Here is a 15,318-nt window from a genome sequence, read left to right as displayed (position 1 = left end):
TCAACTCTTGTTGCGCGGGTGAGCTTTGAAGCTTGCGGTCCGATCACTGCCGGCCGAAAGACATGCAAACGCGAGTACGACCGGTAGCCAGTAGTACGCCTGCTCGAAAAATGCCGAGGTCAGTGCGAATGTCATCATCGCGACCAGCACGCCGGCCGCGGCGGCGTTCTTGCCGGACTTCATCGATCTGAACGCAACCAATGCCGTCGCGCAGATGATGAGTCCCACAGCCAGGGCAAGCACCACCCCGCCTTGGTACCAAGACCGTAGAAACACATTGTGGACGACTGTGACGTTGTCGAACGAGGCCGCATTGGCAGCGTTCAGACCCACCCCGGACAGCGGATGCGCGCGAATAGCATCCCAAGCGAATCCGTAAGTGTCGTTACGGATCTCGAGTGTGCTGACGGCTTTGGTCTGCCCTGTGACCTGAAGGTATCGATCGGCCGGCGTCTCCAGGTGCTTTCCGAACTCGGTGTAGGTGATTGCGACCCAGAAGAGAACAGAGGCGCCGACAAAACTCTTGACGATGGTGGTGATCTTCACTCGCGAAGAAATCGCCACGACGATCAATCCGATCGCGCATGCCGACAACGAGCTCAAACTACCGGTTGCCAGCAGTCCCACCGCGTTCACAATCGATATCAGCACCAGAACGACCCGATTTCCTACCTTTCGCACTGCAGCCCCCAGGCACAGAATCAGCGCAAGTGAGGACATGATGCCCAGAACGTTCGGGTGACCTGCCAGACCTGGAGCACGACCGTTCACAACACCGAAACCGAAGACGGATGAACCGGCCAATTGGATAGCGGCGGCCAGAGCAGAAACCGATTGGCTTGCTATGAACGCAATGCATACACGCCTGACAAAACCCGGATCACGCCGGACATTGGCGACCATCACAAATATTCCGAGCCCGAGAACTATGAAAAGTTGGATTCCAACATAAAGATTTCCGCCGATATCATTGCCACGCGTCGCTGTTACCGTTGCGACGAGAGCGGCGTAGCCGGCGGTCAACCAGACGCCGACAAACTGCGGCCGAGCAACTCGTCCCAGCGCTACTGACGCCACGATGACCGCAAGCACTGCCATCGCCCACAACTGCGTGACGGCGCCGGGCAACGAGCGGTATATCGGAACTGCGATCGCGATCACCATCCACACAGCGGTAGTCGGCGACAAAGGAATTCTGCCTGTTCGCCCTGCCGTCGAAGCGGCATCATTCCGAAGACCTTGAGGTCTGACTTGACTCGGCGTTGTCATTGAGTTCCTGCTTCCGACAATCGAATTTTTTGCATTTCACCCTCGATTTCACCCTTCGCCGACGCCGGGCTGAATAATCCCCGCTCAGCGCAGAAGTCATCCTCTATCGGCAACGTCGCGTAACTGCAAATAAGCGAATCGTCGACGCAAAACTTTGCCACGACATGGCAGATATCCAATTGTCCTCGACTCGTGGCCGAAAGGAAGTGGCATATACGTCTCGGCTCAGGCAATATGACCGCTATGAGTGGTTTCTCCGCATGGGTCGAGAATCAACTGGAACTTCGCTCGTTCGGCGACATCCAGGAAGCTGCGCGTGCGCTGAAGATTCGACCTTCCGAGCTGAGTCGATGGCTGTCGGCTAAACGCCCTCCCACGCAGGACACGATGCGGACGGCATGTCAGGTCTTCGACGCTCCGATCATGGAGGTCCTCGTAGCCGCCGGTTATCTGACCTCTGAGGAAGCGGAGCCGGGGATGACTCCACCGTCGATCGTCGCGACGATTTCGACACAGTCCCTGGTGGACGAACTCACCCGACGCGGTATCGACCGACAAAGTGAATGAATCCGGGCTACCGACATTCACATACGCGCTAGCCGAACATGGTGCAGATTCTCGTGCACCAAAACATATTTCGACCTCAGCTGTCATGGACGGCATTATTCAGTACGTCAACTGCGGATCCGGCTGATCCAATCGTTCCTTGAGCCAGACTCGCAACTCCGGTCCGTACTCGGTGCGACTGAGCGCATGGTCGAGAGATGCTCGCAGAAAGCCTCCCGGGTTACCAAGATCGTGGCGGGTTCCGTGATGGACGACGACGTGAACCGGATGCCCCTCCGCGATCAACAGCGCTATCGCATCCGTCAGTTGTAGTTCGCCACCCTGCCCGGGTGAGATTCGTCTGAGCGCGTCGAACACGGCGCGATCGAGAAGGTATCGTCCGGCCGCGGCGAGAGTGGACGGAGCATCCTCAGGAGCCGGCTTCTCGACCATGCCGACGACGGCAAGTACATCGGGATCGCCGCCCTCCACAGGTGTTTGGACGTCGAATACTCCGTAGGCCCCAACACGATCGGGCGCGACGTCGAACGCGCACAGCACAGAACCACCACGCTCGACACGTACCTTCGCCATCGCGTCGAGAATGCCGCAGGGGTGGACCAGATCGTCGGGAAGCAGCACCGCGAACGAGTCCTCGTCCGCATCCAGCACCGATTCGACCAGACCGACAGCGTGTCCCAATCCCAGCGGAGACTCTTGCACAACCGGCTCCACCGAGATCAGGCCCGGGGCCCGACGCACACGCTCGAGTAGATGGTGCTTCCCGCTGGCGGCGAGCTTGCCCTCGAGCACCAGGTCCTCGACGAAATGCCCGACGACCGATGCCTTGCCCGGCGCAGTGACAATTACCAGACGTTCCGCGCCTGCTTGCGCCGCTTCGCTTGCGACCAGCTCGATCCCGGGTGTATCGACCACGGGGAGCAACTCTTTCGGAACCGTCTTGGTGGCCGGGAGGAAACGAGTCCCCATCCCGGCAGCCGGCACCACAGCAGTCTTGAAAGGCCGTTCAGCGCACCCAGTCATCGTTCACCTCTCCGCTCACACGATGCTCCACACACTTACCGTTACGCGCATGCAGCGGTCGTCCCCTCATTTCGACGACCGAAAGCTCACATCGCATGTACAGCCTGCGCACAAGGTCTACCGGGCGGCCGATGCCGCCGCAAGTTGACTCGAACTCGGAATTCGTTGCGCGCGAGAGCTACACACCACCCCTCGATGTCACTTCCACGAGGGGCACGCCGCACTCCGCGCACTACCCGTTACCGCGGCGAACGGTTGTGATCGTATTTCGACGTTGACCACGGCGGGACGTAGCAACTGGCCAAAGAGACAGGTACGACACAACTTCCGAACTCAGCACCTCAACCGGACCGTCCCCAGCCGACCCGGACGAAGGTCCTGGAAGCGTCGCATCGATGGTCCCGTGCGACTTCACCCGTCTTCAAGTTCGGTTATCCACAGGTGAATGCCACTGAATACCATTGAATACGAACGAAATACGGTCATCACGCCACAACACCAGATTCAGGTTGTTATCAAATCGTGACCATACTCCCACTGGATGGAACTCCCAGTGGACTACTAGCAGTGTCCTAACTTGCCAGTGAAGCAATCACGTCGAAGAGTGGATCGTCAGGCCCGATATCCATTGTGCATTCGTTCGGCCGTGGATCCGGCACGAATGCCCACAGGAGAGCTCCGGCCGTACCGGCCACCTTCTGCCCCGTCAGCTTCGTCTCGATATTCGTGGCTCTGGTCGCCAGTGATTCACAACTGCCTGCCAATTCGCCTGTCTCGGCGACCAACAACGGCTTCCCGACGTTCGCGGCCTGTTCGATGCGACGCGCCAGTCCGTTCCACTGGTCGCCCGGAAGCGGAACCCCGTCTGCTCCGTAGTCGTGATACTGCAGAACGTCGACGAAGTCGGACTCGCTCACGTACTGGTAGTCGTCACCCGCAGTGCCGCACTGACCGCCCCCGACGTATCCGGCCGTGATCAGGGTGTTCGGATCGATCGCCCGAAGTTCGGCGCCTGCCGTGTCGAAGAACTCCCGCAACACCTGCGCGGAATCAGACGGGCACGTTCTTGTCCACCAATTGCAGGCGGCATCGGTACACAGGCTCGGTTCCGGCTCCCCCACCAATTCCCACGCCGCGACGGAAGGCTCGTTCTTCCAACGGTCGACGGCGGTGTGCATCCAGTCCTGGAAGCTCATGGTGGCTCGACCTGGGATCAGGTTCGCGACCTTCCACTCGTCGGTGTACCAGTCCCTGGATTTGAACAGCCCGTCATCACACCCGCTGTCCTGGGGTGAGAGCACCGGAATCGTGAACTGATTGTGTCGCGCCGCAGCGTCGAACACCGCGTCCATCGGGCCGAAATCCATCTCCCCGGACACCTTGTTCACCGCGAGCGCCTGGAACGCGTTGAAACGCGTGACGGAGTTCGGTGGCAGAGAACCGAAGTAGGCATCGAGATCGACCATGGCGCCACAGCCGAAGTTCACCGACCAATCAGTGGCCAGTTGATAAGCATTCAGCCCGGTAGGCCACCATGGCTGTCCGTCGAGCGTCAGTCCGCTCGACGACGCTCCCACCCGAACCGTCTTAGGCGAATCGGCAACCACCGGCGTCGTGAACATTCCTGTCACCACCGCGACGGTTGCAAAGCTGACTACAGCGGCAGCGATACGGCGACGCACTGTGCCAGGCACACGCGGACGCACTTCTTCAGAAGACATCTACAACCATCCACGTCATACGGACAATCCTCCCACACGAATTGCCTCATCGACCCGTTTGCCGTTCACCGGTGACGCGATACAAACGCCAGGCCGAAGGGTCCATGCCGCCGTCGTTGGGAACCTCGAGTACCAGCGCTCCCACACCGCCGGCCCCGGCGTCGTACATCGTCGGATAGCGCCGATTGACCGCGTCCGACACACCGCGACCGGTGTTCGGCACCGACAGGATGTATTCGACGTGATGTTCGGCGGGGTTGTTCAGTACGCGCACGAAGTCCGCATCGGAAGGCACGACGAATTGCCGAGGGTTGTTCGACGACGCCACGACGGCATAGCTCTGCACGGTGTCGAGCAGAACCGACCCCTCCGGCAGAGCCAGGTCGTCCAGGTATCTGGCGATGCGACGCTCGGCCGCAAACGTGCGCAGATTCGTCTGCTCCTCCAGGTTCTGCCGGCCCGGAATGATCGCACTGGCAATGGAATGCTCGAGCACTGCGATCCGCGCATTACCCATCGCGACAAACGTGACCAGCGTCGACCCGACCAGCAAGCACAGAGAGATCACAAGGGGCAGAGAGGGTCCCGACTGCTCGGGGTACGTCGATACCGAGCGTGACGCAGCAGCCCCAGGTCGACGCGTGACGACCGGCGCTCCGCGAGGTGCGATCAGGACGACCAACACGAAACACAGCGGAATGATCGAAATGTAGAAGCGCAGAAGGGGAAACGTCGATCCCATCACGTAGAGCAAGGTTTGGGCACCGAGGATGGCGCCGAACAACACAAGAGGCACGACCACTTCGGTGTCGCGCCGCCGAAGTGCGTAGATGATTGCAAGGACCGCGAGCACCGGGAGCGCCGGGCCGAGTACGGCCATTTCGGTAATCGAGAACGCAAGACGGGCGATCGGTGAGTCGGTTCCGGCACCAGCCTGCTCCAGGATGGAACTGTTCCCGTAGACCGACGAGAACTGTTGGAACGCTTGACCTGTGATGAGCCAACTGGCAAACGACCACAAGGCGAAGGCAAGGAATCCCGGCATCAGCACTACGGCACCGTCGAGGGCTGCTGCCCAGAGCCGCAAGCCAGGCCCCGCGCCCTCGCCGCGCTCCTCAGCAGTCGGACGGAAACGAAGCCAACTCACCACGGTCACCAGCACCACCGCGACGAACAGCGGGGCCAATGCGTCGTATCTGGTGAGGTACGCCAGAGCGAAAGCGAGGCCGGCACCGATGAGGTCGTGTACGTCGTCGCTTCGCATCCACCGAATCAATCGACGTGTCGCCCACAGAACGAAGAAGAGGAACGGAGCTTCGCTCATTCCGCTCGCCGCGTACATGACGATCATCGGGTTGACAGCGAACAGCACGGTCAGGACGACGGTGACCCATCGCGCACACCCACGGTCGCGGCTGATCCCACGTACCTGAATCACAGCACCAGCCATGAAGGCCGCGGACATCACGACCGCAGTGATGTTCCACCGCAGCAGATCCGGCCACCAATGACCCATCAGGCCCATCGGAATCTGGACTGCCGCCGTCAACGGGGTGAACACGAACCCGATCGCCGCGAAGTGCGGATCACGGCTGAGCAGCATCGCCGACACCGCGGCGACGCGGCTGAGCGAATCGGTGAAGATGAACCCGATACCCGCGTTCATCCACACGCCCAACGCGGTGTAGATCGCGAAGAGCGCGACGAACATCCGCCATGGCTTGCGGCCCGGTAGATCGTGGACCGCGACGGACAGGGCCGGGCGATCGGTGACGGTCACTGTCCGCGACGCCGAGCCACGAGCACACCACCGACGGCAACAGCGATCAGAACCACGGTCCCGAATCCGATCCAGCCGATCGTGACCGCGCTCAGTCCGGTCTCCTCTTCGGCCGAGGTCGCGGTGCCCAACGGGGCGACGTTGACTCCGACATCGAAGGGCTCACTTCCCCGAGGCGCGACCAGGAGATCGCCGGTCAGTTCTGCGAACCGGTCCTTCCCACCTTCCAACCAGTTGAGCAGACCGTCGGCATCGGCCGCATCACCCTCAGAGGTCAGCGCCACCACTTCGTTGTGCGAACCCGAAACCACCTGCAAGGCACCGTATTGTCCACCGAATTCCAGACCCTGCAAGCGCAGGAGCCCTTGATCTGCTGTGTCCATGGGTAGAGCCACCGGAGTGGGAAGCGTCCCGTCCGCCGCGATCAACAACGCCGGCAGCGAACTGGTCGCCGCGTCGCCGAACGGGAGCACACGCGGTTGCAGCGGCAGATAGCTCAACCGCTGCATCGCCACAACGAGGCGCTGCGCGCGAACGAGATCTGCGAAATCACCGTGACTCAAACCGACATCGAGTGTGGGCAGCATCGACTGCGGTAATGCCTGGAATCCTCCAGGCGTCGGCGGGAATCCGGTAGTGGACGTGATGGTGCTTGCCGGATCGACAGTGAGCGAAGACGGGCTACTGGTGCCGCATTGGAAGTCGCCGGTCACATCCATCGAGACTTCGAAGGTCAGGTCGCGACGCAGGAGTTCGTTCGGAACATCGACGCCGATGTCGAAGCGCCCTGTCTCGTTCACCGTCTGCGAAGCAAGCCGTGAGTCCCCCAGCGAAATCGACAGTTCTCCGTTGCGTGAATTCGGCAGCGGTACATAGGAACCGATCATTCGGATCGACACGTCCTTCATCGGACGCCCCAGTTGCGACTGGCTGAACGGGACGTCGACCTCGATGTGATTGAGACCGGAAGCCGTCAACGTTCCGAGCTTCAGCTCACCGACGGTGATGGCGTCCTGGGAAATCTGGGCAACTGTGTTGTCCGGTGACGCGAGCGCCCTGCTCGCCGCCCAGTAGCCGTCGAAGTTCGCCGCCAACAGACTGACCTGAGGAACGAGGGTCTTGTCGTCCCCTGAAATTCGCAGCACTGGTGCACCATTCGGAGCAGCCGCGAGATCGATGCCGGCGTCCCCACTGTTGCCGAGTACTACAGCTCTCTCGAACAGTCCCGGCTCAGCGGACGGCAGACTCTGGCCGTTCGGCAGTTGTTCCACCACCACGGCGTCAGGCTGACTTCCGTACTTGTTGACAATCGCTGCACTCAGCTGCAGAGCCGCACTCTGCTGTGACCGTGACGAACCATCCGTGACGTAGATGGTTGCCTTCCTCAAAATCGGCGGAAAGAAGGTTGCAACAGTCGTGGGCTGCTGCTCGGCACCGTCGTAGGCGACAAAGGCATCCCGGAGCGCAAGGGGCTGGTATCTCGTTCGGTCGTAGCAGCGGTCGTCGACGGGAACGAGGTGAGCGATCATCGACACGGTCACGCTCCGGTCGACCACTTCGAGACCTTGCAACGGAACCGAAATCGGTAGGCCGGTTCCGGCCTGCCCGGCGTCGAAGTCGACGCGGCTCACCAATCTGCCGTCCGCAGTCACTTCGAGCCAACCCCTACTGAAGTCGGTCGGGGCGGTCAGGATTCCGGTCACGGCTGTTGCGGTGAGTCCGTCCGGCACCGGCACGGTCACCAAGACGGGTGCGTCATCGGAGGAGAACACGATGTCTGTTCCTCGTCCGAGTTCGGTGAAGGAGATCGGAGTTGTGGCTGCGGCGGCCACCGAAGTATCTGCGTCGTCCTCGAAATCCTGGGCGGAGGCGACACTGCCGAGCGGAAGCAACAAAGTGACCGCGACAGCCACCGGCATTGCCAGCGCGCGCGTCAGCCAGGTTCGAGAGTGGCCCATCAGCGTGTCTCCTCGACATTTCTTGTTTCCGCGCAATCACCAAACACAAATCACGAGTAGCAATCTCGCCAGTTCGCGACGGTCGCAGGTCCGATCGCACCGTTACGGACAAACAAACCATAACGACCAATTTATGCGTTTGGCTAATTATCCCGGCGGGCGAGACTTTTGTTACGGCATGTCACATGATTAGCAATCACCACCACTGGGAAGTCGAAAGACGCCACTGAAAAGCCCGTCAATACGCCTGAACGTCCGTCCAGTCCGGGCGCTTCACGGGCGGAGAATTCTCAGATAAAGGAAGCTGTGACGATCAATTCGATCATCCCCGCCGGCAGGAGTGCGATCGGGAAGCTGGTCGGTGCGCCGTTCCACTTCGCATCATCGCTGCGCATGGCCAGGGTTTTTCACCCTCACGGGATCGAACTGAAGGGAACATTGAAGCCGGCCACCCCATGGTGGCCGGTATCGGAGTCGTCGACGATTACCGTCACCGCTCGAATGTCGAAAGCCCTCGGAACACCCGGAGACCTACCCGACGTACTCGGCCTGGCGCTTCGGTTGCACGATGTCGGCGCAGATGAAAACCCGTGGGACATTCTTCTCGCAACATCAGGACTTTCTACCTTCTCGAAAATGTTTCCAGCTCCGGCTTTCTCGTGGAACGGCGCGAGATACAGCACACTGGTTCCTTACTCACGCGCGGGCGGTGCCGCGGCGTGGCTGATCGTGACACCGCGCGGTGTCCATCCGGCCGGCACTTCTTTGTCTGCATTGAAAGCTGCGGTCGATCATTCCCCGCTGCACTTCTCCGTGTACCTCGCGAGGATTCAACTTCAGTTGATACCGATCGGACATCTCTGCCTCGACGAAGTCGAGGACCACCCGGATTGCCTCCAGCCGTCCTTCGATCCGATTCTGAACACACCGGCCCACATGCGCATGCTTCCGGAGTGGCTCGCAGAAACGCGCAAGTTCGCGTATCGCGGTAGCCGCAACGGCCGAGGAGGCACACAAAAGCGCGGTTGACCGGACGTGCCGATCAACCGCGCCGAAGCTCACTCAGCTTGTGAACTTGTCCTTGATATCCGAGACCTTGTCACTGACAGTGTCTCCGGCCTTCTTGACCTTCGCCTCGCCCTGATCGGCAACACCCTCGGCAGCCAGATCATCGTTGCCCGTGGCGTTTCCGAACTTTTCCTTCGCTTCGCCGATGAGATCCTCAGCGCGGTGCTTTGCCTTGTCGATGAAGTCAGACATGTATTTCTCCTTCTTGAATTCGGTGTGGATTCGGTCGTGCGTTCGGCCGTGGAATTCGGTCGTGGATTCAGTCGAACTCGAACTGCGTGGACAAATGCGTGTCAGCGTTTTCCGGTGACTGCCTTGACCAGGAACAGCAAGATGACAGCGCCGAGGAGGCAAGTGAGGAAGCTGAAGATCCAGCCCGCGCCCTCGACATCGACGCCGAAGACTCGAAGCAGGAAACCACCGATCAGACCGCCGATGACACCGACAACGATGTTGAGGAAGATCCCCTGCTGCGCATCGGTTTTCATGATCTTACTGCCGATCCAACCCGCCAGTCCACCGATGATGATCCAGGCGATGATACCGAGAGGAAGCATTTGGACTCCTTAGAGTAAAGAGGGGCGGCGCAATGAGAGACTGCCGGTAAAGGGAGAGTTCCGAGCGATCGGCCCGCGCAACTAGACCGTGATCGCGGGTAGTGTTTGCACACAACCGGACTCTCCGCCGCACGACGCGGGGGATCGTGCACTCAGTAGCAGCCACATTGTCTGCTTACCTTTCTATCAGGTGTTCACGACAGAACCAAAATGACTGGCGATTCACCACATACGAGAAACGACACTCACCGACGCGCACATGATCAGCGTCACTACGATCGCGATCGCCATCGAAGTGACGGTCGCCAGGAGCACCGTGACGCACAGTGCCACAGCAACATCCATGACTCTGTGCACGATCGGGAGGTCTACCAATACCCGGCCGTCGGGAGGCTCAAACCTCGATTGATCAGAGAGTTCTCGGCTCATCGTGTTTCGCGCTTTCCACGGCGATGTGAGTTCTGGTCGCGACGGATGGATCACCGACCACCGCAGCGACTTGATCCCCCGTGTCGGTGACGCGAGAAATCAGCTCGGACAACGTTTCCGATCCGGATACGACGCTACGTCTCAATGTCACTCGCAAATCGATCGTGCGAACTCCACGATCGAGCAACGCTTTTCCTCGGACACGCGACACTTCGTCGAAGCCCTCCAGTGATGCGCTCGCCCCTTCCGCCACCGCACCCAGATCCGCGGTGATGGAATTGTGTGAGTTCGACCCATGGACGGCGATCTCCTTCACCCGACGCAGCGGCACATGCGCGATCAACCACCGCAACGCGAGGAGGACTAGCAATACTCCCCCAGCTCCGACAGCCCATGGCCACCACGAGTGATCGACAAGATCTTCAGCCCACGGGATCTCGATACGCGCCGGGAAATCCTTGATCACGTCGCGATTCCACAGGATCGCTGCAACTCCCAGCGCTATCGCGAGCATCCCCACGACGCATGTCGCCACGCGATCCATCGCCGTCGCCGTCCGAGTCATGACAGCGATCCCGTCTGGATACGAACCTTGATTCGCGGCGATGGTGACAGCGACCCGGCCAAGTCCCCCAGCACCGCACGGATTTCCGATTCAGCGGTGGCGGCTCCATCGGGCGTGACCGAGGCCTTCACTTCCAGCTTGCGCCGGGTCGCGTGTGACGAAGCGGATCGAACCTGGGCCAGTGACTCGACGCGAACAGACGCTATCGCCGCTACATCGGCGGGATCGATCCACGTATTCGCGACTCCGACCAAGGCATTGGCAGTCTTTCGTCGCGGTTTGAGTCCGAGGATGACGAACCACAGGCCGAGAACGACGGCTGCGATCCCCGCCGGCAACATCCAACCCTGGTACGCGAGCCCGTCCACATATGCGGCAGCACTTGGTATCCACTGCGACCCGGTGATCACGCCGGTATCCACCAGCGCGTCGCGGACGCCGACCACGCCGAGCGCAAGTAGCGCCGCGGCGATGAGGAATCCCGTGACGGCCGATCCGGGCGCCGCAAGGGGAACCGGAGCGGCAGCCCTCGAGGCAGTGGGTGGTGCGACCTTGTCGGCGGTCATCGCACTTTCCTTCCCGCGTCACGCTTGGTCGATGCCGGGAGAACGCTCACGATCGCCACGTCCACGCCGTCTACGTCCAGGCCCGATACAGACTGCAACTGGGTTGTCACGTTCTCTCGCACCGCGGTACCGATGACCGACAAGGATCCGGGCCACTCGATCGCGATGTCCACCTTGGCCCGTACCCGCTTGCCGGATACCAGCACTCGCGCCCTCGGCAATTCGCGCCCGGTCAGTTTGTCCATGCCGGCGGCGTGATGGCGCACCCCCGGGGTTCCGCGCGTCGCCTCGAGAACCAACTTCTGCGCGACTCTGTCTCGAATCGTCAGCGTTCCGCGATCGCCCGGCTCACCAAGCACAGACGACTCCGGTCGAGCTGTCTCAGCCACGTCCGCGACCCTTCAGCATCACACCGAGATCGAACTCGCCGTCACGCTGACCACCGACGAGGTATCCGATCACACCGAGAACCAGAGCGATGAGGAATCCGGTGAAACCGCCTGCAGCAGCTGCGACTCCGAGAAGTAGTCCTGCCAGTAGGCCGACAGTCGAGGTGGTCATGTGAATCCTCCGTTGTGGATGATGTTCGATGGTGCCTGTCAGATCTCGGTGTAGGTCTTTGCACCCGGAAACCGAGCGCGCACCCGCGTGTACTGGGCCCGAACGGGTTTGGCTATCTGTCGCATCGTGCCGCGCAGCGACGTGCGCACAACCACACCGATCGGGGATGCGAAGTCCCGGTCGACGCGTTCGAGTGCTCGATTGAGCGCGTCGGCAGATCCGCCCACGTCGGGGTGGTAGTTCCTGATCGCCTCTCGGCGTGCGGATCGTCGATCGGGAACTGAACCCCGAGAGTGCTCAGGCATCGTGCGCACGACCGACTACGTCTTCCACTGTCACGTTCACGGGGCCTGTAACGAGTCCTGAAACCGCTTGGCGGATACGTAAAGCCGTGTCTCGAACGGCGGCGTCGGCGAAGATGCACACATGGATGTCTGTCGACGACTCCGTCACCCGCACGCCGACGACGCGGCGGCCGGGGAGGTACGTGCCAACCTCGCCGAACATTCCGGCATGAAGCGAGGCGACCCCAGGTATCCCCGTCACAGCCGCCGCGATGGTGTCGGCGATTTCGGAACTCACTGCACCCGTGCAGTCTTGGGCTCGCCGGTTTCGTCGTCACTGCCCTCGTCGAGGTGAACGTCGTGAACCGTGATGTTCACCTCGGTCACTTCGAGACCCGTCATCCGTTCGAGCGCCGCAATGACGTTGCGGCGAATGCCGGTGGCCAGATCGGCGAGCGATACGCCGTACTCGGCCACGATGTCGATGTCGACCGCTGCCTGCTTTTCGCCGACCTCGACCGATACTCCCTGGGAGTGGTTGACACTCGCGCCGGGGATCCGCTCGCGCAGTGCCCCGACAACCCGCGACGCTCCGCCGCCAACGTCGTACACGCCGCTCACCTCTCGCGTAGCGATGCCGGCAATCTTCGAGACAACGGTGTCGGCGATCGACGTCTTTCCTTGAGAGCTCACGAGAGCCGAGTCGTTCGATGATGCAACATCCTTCGTAGATGCTGTCGCAACCTGTGTGCTGACCATTGTCATCTCCTCCTGTTGATCGATCTACCTGTGTAGTCGTCACTCGAAGGCAAAACCGAATGCCCCAGTCAGGTGACGTGCATCACTGACACTTGTTAGTTACTGTCCGTAACATTCAACGCCCCGGCCGGGCGAACAATCTTCGAACGCAGCCGAGTTTTCCGCATTTCCGCGAGAGGAGCGACTGTGGCGTTACCGCACACACAGGGGCTCACCGAAGCACCTGACGGCTTGGACACCGCAACGGTGGACGCTGCGATACTCGGCGACCGAGAAGCATTCGAGTCACTGGTGCACTACTACGGACCTGCACTTCACCGCTATGCGCGTCGAATGCTCGCAGATGAAGGTGACATTCTCGAGGTAGTCCAGGACACCTTCGTGGCCGCCTGGCGTCGACTCGATTCGTTTCGTGGCGAATCGTCGATGCGAACATGGCTTTTCGCGATCTGTTCCCGAAAGATCGTGGACAGCTATCGAATCAAGAGAGCTCAACCGATCGACGACAGATTGCTCGATCCTCTCGTGCCGTCTCCCGAGGCCGGCCCGTTCGACACGACCTCGAACTCCGCGTTCCTCGAGGCACTGGAAGAAGCGTTGGGTGAACTGCCTTATCGCCAGCGTGCGGCATGGACGCTGCGAGAGGTGGAGATGCTCACGTTCGTTCAAATCGGCAAGATTCTAAGACTCACCCCGGATGCGGTGCGCGGGCATCACCATCGTGCACGGGCTAACCTGAGTGAACGAATGACGAGGTGGCGATGACTGAATCACGAACCGACGCATTGATGGCGCACGCATCCGACGTCCTGCGGAACGCTCCCGAGCCGGGCTGGGATCGAATCAGCGACAAGGTGATCCGGGCGCTACGGTCGACCTCGGCGTCCGGTTGGCCGCTCGACGCACACGCGTCGGAAGGTCCACGTCTAGGCACTGTGTCGGTGAGCGATCACGTACTCCGCACCCACTTGGCCGCCGAGATACGTTCTCGGCACCACTGCTCGCCGAGCAGCATCGAGTTCTTCGTCGACGGCCACGAAATACGTTCACTACGTATCGAACTGGCAGCGCCATACGGAGTGGATCTGGCCGAACTGTCGGACCGGGTTCGGTTCACCGTCGTGGACGTCGTTCACCTGATCCTCGGCGACACGGACCCACCGGTCTCTGCAGAGAGCATCCACGTCGCCGTAGCCGACATCGTCGATGATCTACCTGCCGAAGGGAACACCAAAAGCCGCTCCGAACACTAGGTGTTTGTTCGGCAAGTGTTTGGGAACCCGGCACTCATGACCACTCCCCCACCACCGGATCCGGGCCCCGCCCCCGACCCGGGGCCGCCGACACCACCGGCGCCGACACCACCCGATCCGATGAATCCGCCGCCCGTGCCACCGACTCCGACGCCACCGAACCCGTACCCTCCGGATCCGATCCCGCAGATCTGACGTCGGCTGCCCCGAACTTCGGAGTTCAACCGCCGAGTTCGGCGATCATCTCGCTCAACGATTCTGCGGCGATACGTAGTTCACCTTCGTCGGGGTTGTCGGGTGAGGACGGTAGACGTTCGGCCAACTGCTCGCGAGTGACAAGCGAGATACCCTCGAGACCGAACCCTTCTTCATCGGGGACGTAGATCTCGATCTCGCCCCCGACCGCTACCAGTTCCGAATGGGGGCCACTGCCCAGCAGTGCACGCAGGTGTTCGGTCGTCACGGTCATATGGTTCACGTGAAATCTCCTGCTTCGGTGACAGCTGACTTTGCCGGTATGGACTCGACGTGACGTACTGGCTCGACGTGACGCACTACCCCCTACTGAGTACCCCTCGCGGGTGAGCAGGAAACGACAAGTACATGAACAACGACTTCCCGAAGGAAACGCACACCATGAGTGAACAGAATTCCACCGACCGCACGGATCAGACGGACGAGCCGCAGACCACCGGCACCGACCACGGTCCGGGAACCGGCTCCGACACCGCACCCAAGGACGTTCAGACCGATCCGTCGGGCGAACGTACGTGGGCCGACGAGGGCGGAGCCTCGAGCACCGGCCCGGCGACTGACACCGACTGATCCCGGAAGGTCTGAACCATCGGGACCAAGGTCCCGTGGGCCGACGCTCACGGGACCTTGAAATCCGTACGGATCTAACGCTTTTCACCTGGGTTTTCGCGATGCGGTAAGGTAGGCACTCAGCACGGTTGAG

The 15,318-nt window shown here is 60.9% G+C and carries 21 protein-coding genes; 5 read left to right on the top strand and 16 right to left on the bottom strand.

The genetic code is table 11. The features are described from left to right. Positions 1-1,164, bottom strand: a complete 1,164-nt coding sequence (locus BH682_RS06475; RefSeq protein WP_075832463.1) for an O-antigen ligase family protein — start codon at positions 1,162-1,164, stop codon at positions 1-3. A gap of 348 nt (positions 1,165-1,512) precedes the next feature. Here BH682_RS06475 and BH682_RS06470 point away from each other — a divergent pair, with 348 nt between their 5' ends. Beyond that, positions 1,513-1,836, top strand: coding sequence for a helix-turn-helix domain-containing protein (locus BH682_RS06470; protein WP_223304618.1), 324 nt, complete (start codon positions 1,513-1,515; stop codon positions 1,834-1,836). Between the two features lie 99 nt (positions 1,837-1,935). On the opposite strand, the gene BH682_RS06465 is transcribed toward BH682_RS06470, so the two are convergent. The 4 genes from BH682_RS06465 to BH682_RS06450 all read right to left on the bottom strand — a co-directional run bounded on the left by BH682_RS06465 (position 1,936) and on the right by BH682_RS06450 (position 8,318). Beyond that, positions 1,936-2,859 (bottom strand): UTP--glucose-1-phosphate uridylyltransferase, encoded by a 924-nt coding sequence (locus tag BH682_RS06465; protein ID WP_075832461.1) that lies wholly within the window; start codon positions 2,857-2,859, stop codon positions 1,936-1,938. 572 nt (positions 2,860-3,431) lie between these two features. After that, entirely contained in the window at positions 3,432-4,580 is a 1,149-nt protein-coding gene (locus BH682_RS06460; RefSeq protein WP_054187559.1) for a cellulase family glycosylhydrolase, read from the bottom strand. Positions 4,581-4,626: 46 nt separating this feature from the next. Next, on the bottom strand, positions 4,627-6,360 hold the full coding sequence (locus tag BH682_RS06455; protein WP_075832459.1) for an ArnT family glycosyltransferase: 1,734 nt from the start codon (positions 6,358-6,360) through the stop codon (positions 4,627-4,629). Continuing rightward, positions 6,357-8,318 carry a hypothetical protein gene (locus BH682_RS06450; RefSeq protein WP_042925707.1) on the bottom strand — a complete coding sequence of 654 codons (1,962 nt, stop codon included), beginning with the start codon at positions 8,316-8,318 and terminating at the stop codon, positions 6,357-6,359. Before BH682_RS06450 ends, BH682_RS06455 begins: the two co-directional genes overlap by 4 nt. Before the next feature lie 306 nt (positions 8,319-8,624). Between BH682_RS06450 and BH682_RS06445 the strand changes: the two genes are divergently transcribed. Continuing rightward, positions 8,625-9,347 carry a hypothetical protein gene (locus tag BH682_RS06445; RefSeq protein ID WP_065352046.1) on the top strand — a complete coding sequence of 241 codons (723 nt, stop codon included), beginning with the start codon at positions 8,625-8,627 and terminating at the stop codon, positions 9,345-9,347. 33 nt (positions 9,348-9,380) lie between these two features. Here the strand turns inward: BH682_RS06445 and BH682_RS06440 are convergent, their stop codons facing one another. The 10 genes from BH682_RS06440 to BH682_RS06400 form a co-directional block, all read right to left on the bottom strand. Next, positions 9,381-9,578: a CsbD family protein gene (locus BH682_RS06440; RefSeq protein ID WP_007726588.1), complete on the bottom strand. Its 198-nt coding sequence runs from the start codon at positions 9,576-9,578 to the stop codon at positions 9,381-9,383. Between the two features lie 101 nt (positions 9,579-9,679). After that, the gene (locus tag BH682_RS06435; RefSeq protein WP_003943661.1) at positions 9,680-9,943 is read right to left on the bottom strand and encodes a GlsB/YeaQ/YmgE family stress response membrane protein; all 264 of its coding nucleotides are present in this window, start codon (positions 9,941-9,943) and stop codon (positions 9,680-9,682) included. Between the two features lie 222 nt (positions 9,944-10,165). Beyond that, entirely contained in the window at positions 10,166-10,288 is a 123-nt protein-coding gene (locus BH682_RS37035; protein ID WP_003943707.1) for a hypothetical protein, read from the bottom strand. 64 nt (positions 10,289-10,352) lie between these two features. Then, positions 10,353-10,937, bottom strand: a complete 585-nt coding sequence (locus BH682_RS06430; RefSeq protein ID WP_065352045.1) for a hypothetical protein — start codon at positions 10,935-10,937, stop codon at positions 10,353-10,355. Next, positions 10,934-11,503 carry a DUF6286 domain-containing protein gene (locus BH682_RS06425; protein WP_019747451.1) on the bottom strand — a complete coding sequence of 190 codons (570 nt, stop codon included), beginning with the start codon at positions 11,501-11,503 and terminating at the stop codon, positions 10,934-10,936. The genes BH682_RS06430 and BH682_RS06425 overlap by 4 nt, the downstream gene beginning before the upstream one ends. Next, on the bottom strand, positions 11,500-11,892 hold the full coding sequence (locus tag BH682_RS06420) for an Asp23/Gls24 family envelope stress response protein (protein ID WP_019747452.1): 393 nt from the start codon (positions 11,890-11,892) through the stop codon (positions 11,500-11,502). The genes BH682_RS06425 and BH682_RS06420 overlap by 4 nt, the downstream gene beginning before the upstream one ends. After that, complete coding sequence (locus BH682_RS06415) at positions 11,885-12,064, bottom strand: hypothetical protein (protein WP_003943629.1); 180 nt, start codon at positions 12,062-12,064, stop codon at positions 11,885-11,887. Before BH682_RS06415 ends, BH682_RS06420 begins: the two co-directional genes overlap by 8 nt. Positions 12,065-12,102: 38 nt before the next feature. Then, positions 12,103-12,291 carry a hypothetical protein gene (locus BH682_RS06410; RefSeq protein ID WP_223258031.1) on the bottom strand — a complete coding sequence of 63 codons (189 nt, stop codon included), beginning with the start codon at positions 12,289-12,291 and terminating at the stop codon, positions 12,103-12,105. A 70-nt stretch (positions 12,292-12,361) separates the two neighbouring features. Next, a complete protein-coding gene (locus tag BH682_RS06405) occupies positions 12,362-12,646 on the bottom strand; it encodes a hypothetical protein (RefSeq protein ID WP_042452304.1) in 285 nt (94 codons plus the stop codon). After that, the gene (locus BH682_RS06400; protein ID WP_003943699.1) at positions 12,643-13,107 is read right to left on the bottom strand and encodes an Asp23/Gls24 family envelope stress response protein; all 465 of its coding nucleotides are present in this window, start codon (positions 13,105-13,107) and stop codon (positions 12,643-12,645) included. The genes BH682_RS06405 and BH682_RS06400 overlap by 4 nt, the downstream gene beginning before the upstream one ends. A gap of 186 nt (positions 13,108-13,293) precedes the next feature. Here BH682_RS06400 and BH682_RS06395 point away from each other — a divergent pair, with 186 nt between their 5' ends. Together BH682_RS06395 and BH682_RS06390 are read left to right on the top strand one after the other, a co-directional pair. Beyond that, positions 13,294-13,872 (top strand): RNA polymerase sigma factor, encoded by a 579-nt coding sequence (locus tag BH682_RS06395; RefSeq protein ID WP_003943626.1) that lies wholly within the window; start codon positions 13,294-13,296, stop codon positions 13,870-13,872. Next, a complete protein-coding gene (locus tag BH682_RS06390) occupies positions 13,869-14,360 on the top strand; it encodes a hypothetical protein (protein WP_223304617.1) in 492 nt (163 codons plus the stop codon). The genes BH682_RS06395 and BH682_RS06390 overlap by 4 nt, the downstream gene beginning before the upstream one ends. Positions 14,361-14,580: 220 nt before the next feature. Here the strand turns inward: BH682_RS06390 and BH682_RS06380 are convergent, their stop codons facing one another. Then, a complete protein-coding gene (locus BH682_RS06380) occupies positions 14,581-14,829 on the bottom strand; it encodes a hypothetical protein (protein WP_007726566.1) in 249 nt (82 codons plus the stop codon). A 167-nt stretch (positions 14,830-14,996) separates the two neighbouring features. On the opposite strand from BH682_RS06380, the gene BH682_RS06375 reads away from it, so the two are divergent. Then, positions 14,997-15,185 (top strand): PI-type proteinase, encoded by a 189-nt coding sequence (locus tag BH682_RS06375; RefSeq protein ID WP_136472457.1) that lies wholly within the window; start codon positions 14,997-14,999, stop codon positions 15,183-15,185. The last annotated feature ends 133 nt before the right edge of the window (positions 15,186-15,318 follow it).

This window comes from Rhodococcus sp. YL-1 (assembly GCF_001942025.1).
In the GTDB taxonomy this organism is placed as follows: domain Bacteria; phylum Actinomycetota; class Actinomycetes; order Mycobacteriales; family Mycobacteriaceae; genus Rhodococcus_F; species Rhodococcus_F qingshengii.
The sequence above is the reverse complement of the archived record's forward strand: the minus strand, read 5'-3'. Positions and strand labels throughout refer to the sequence as shown.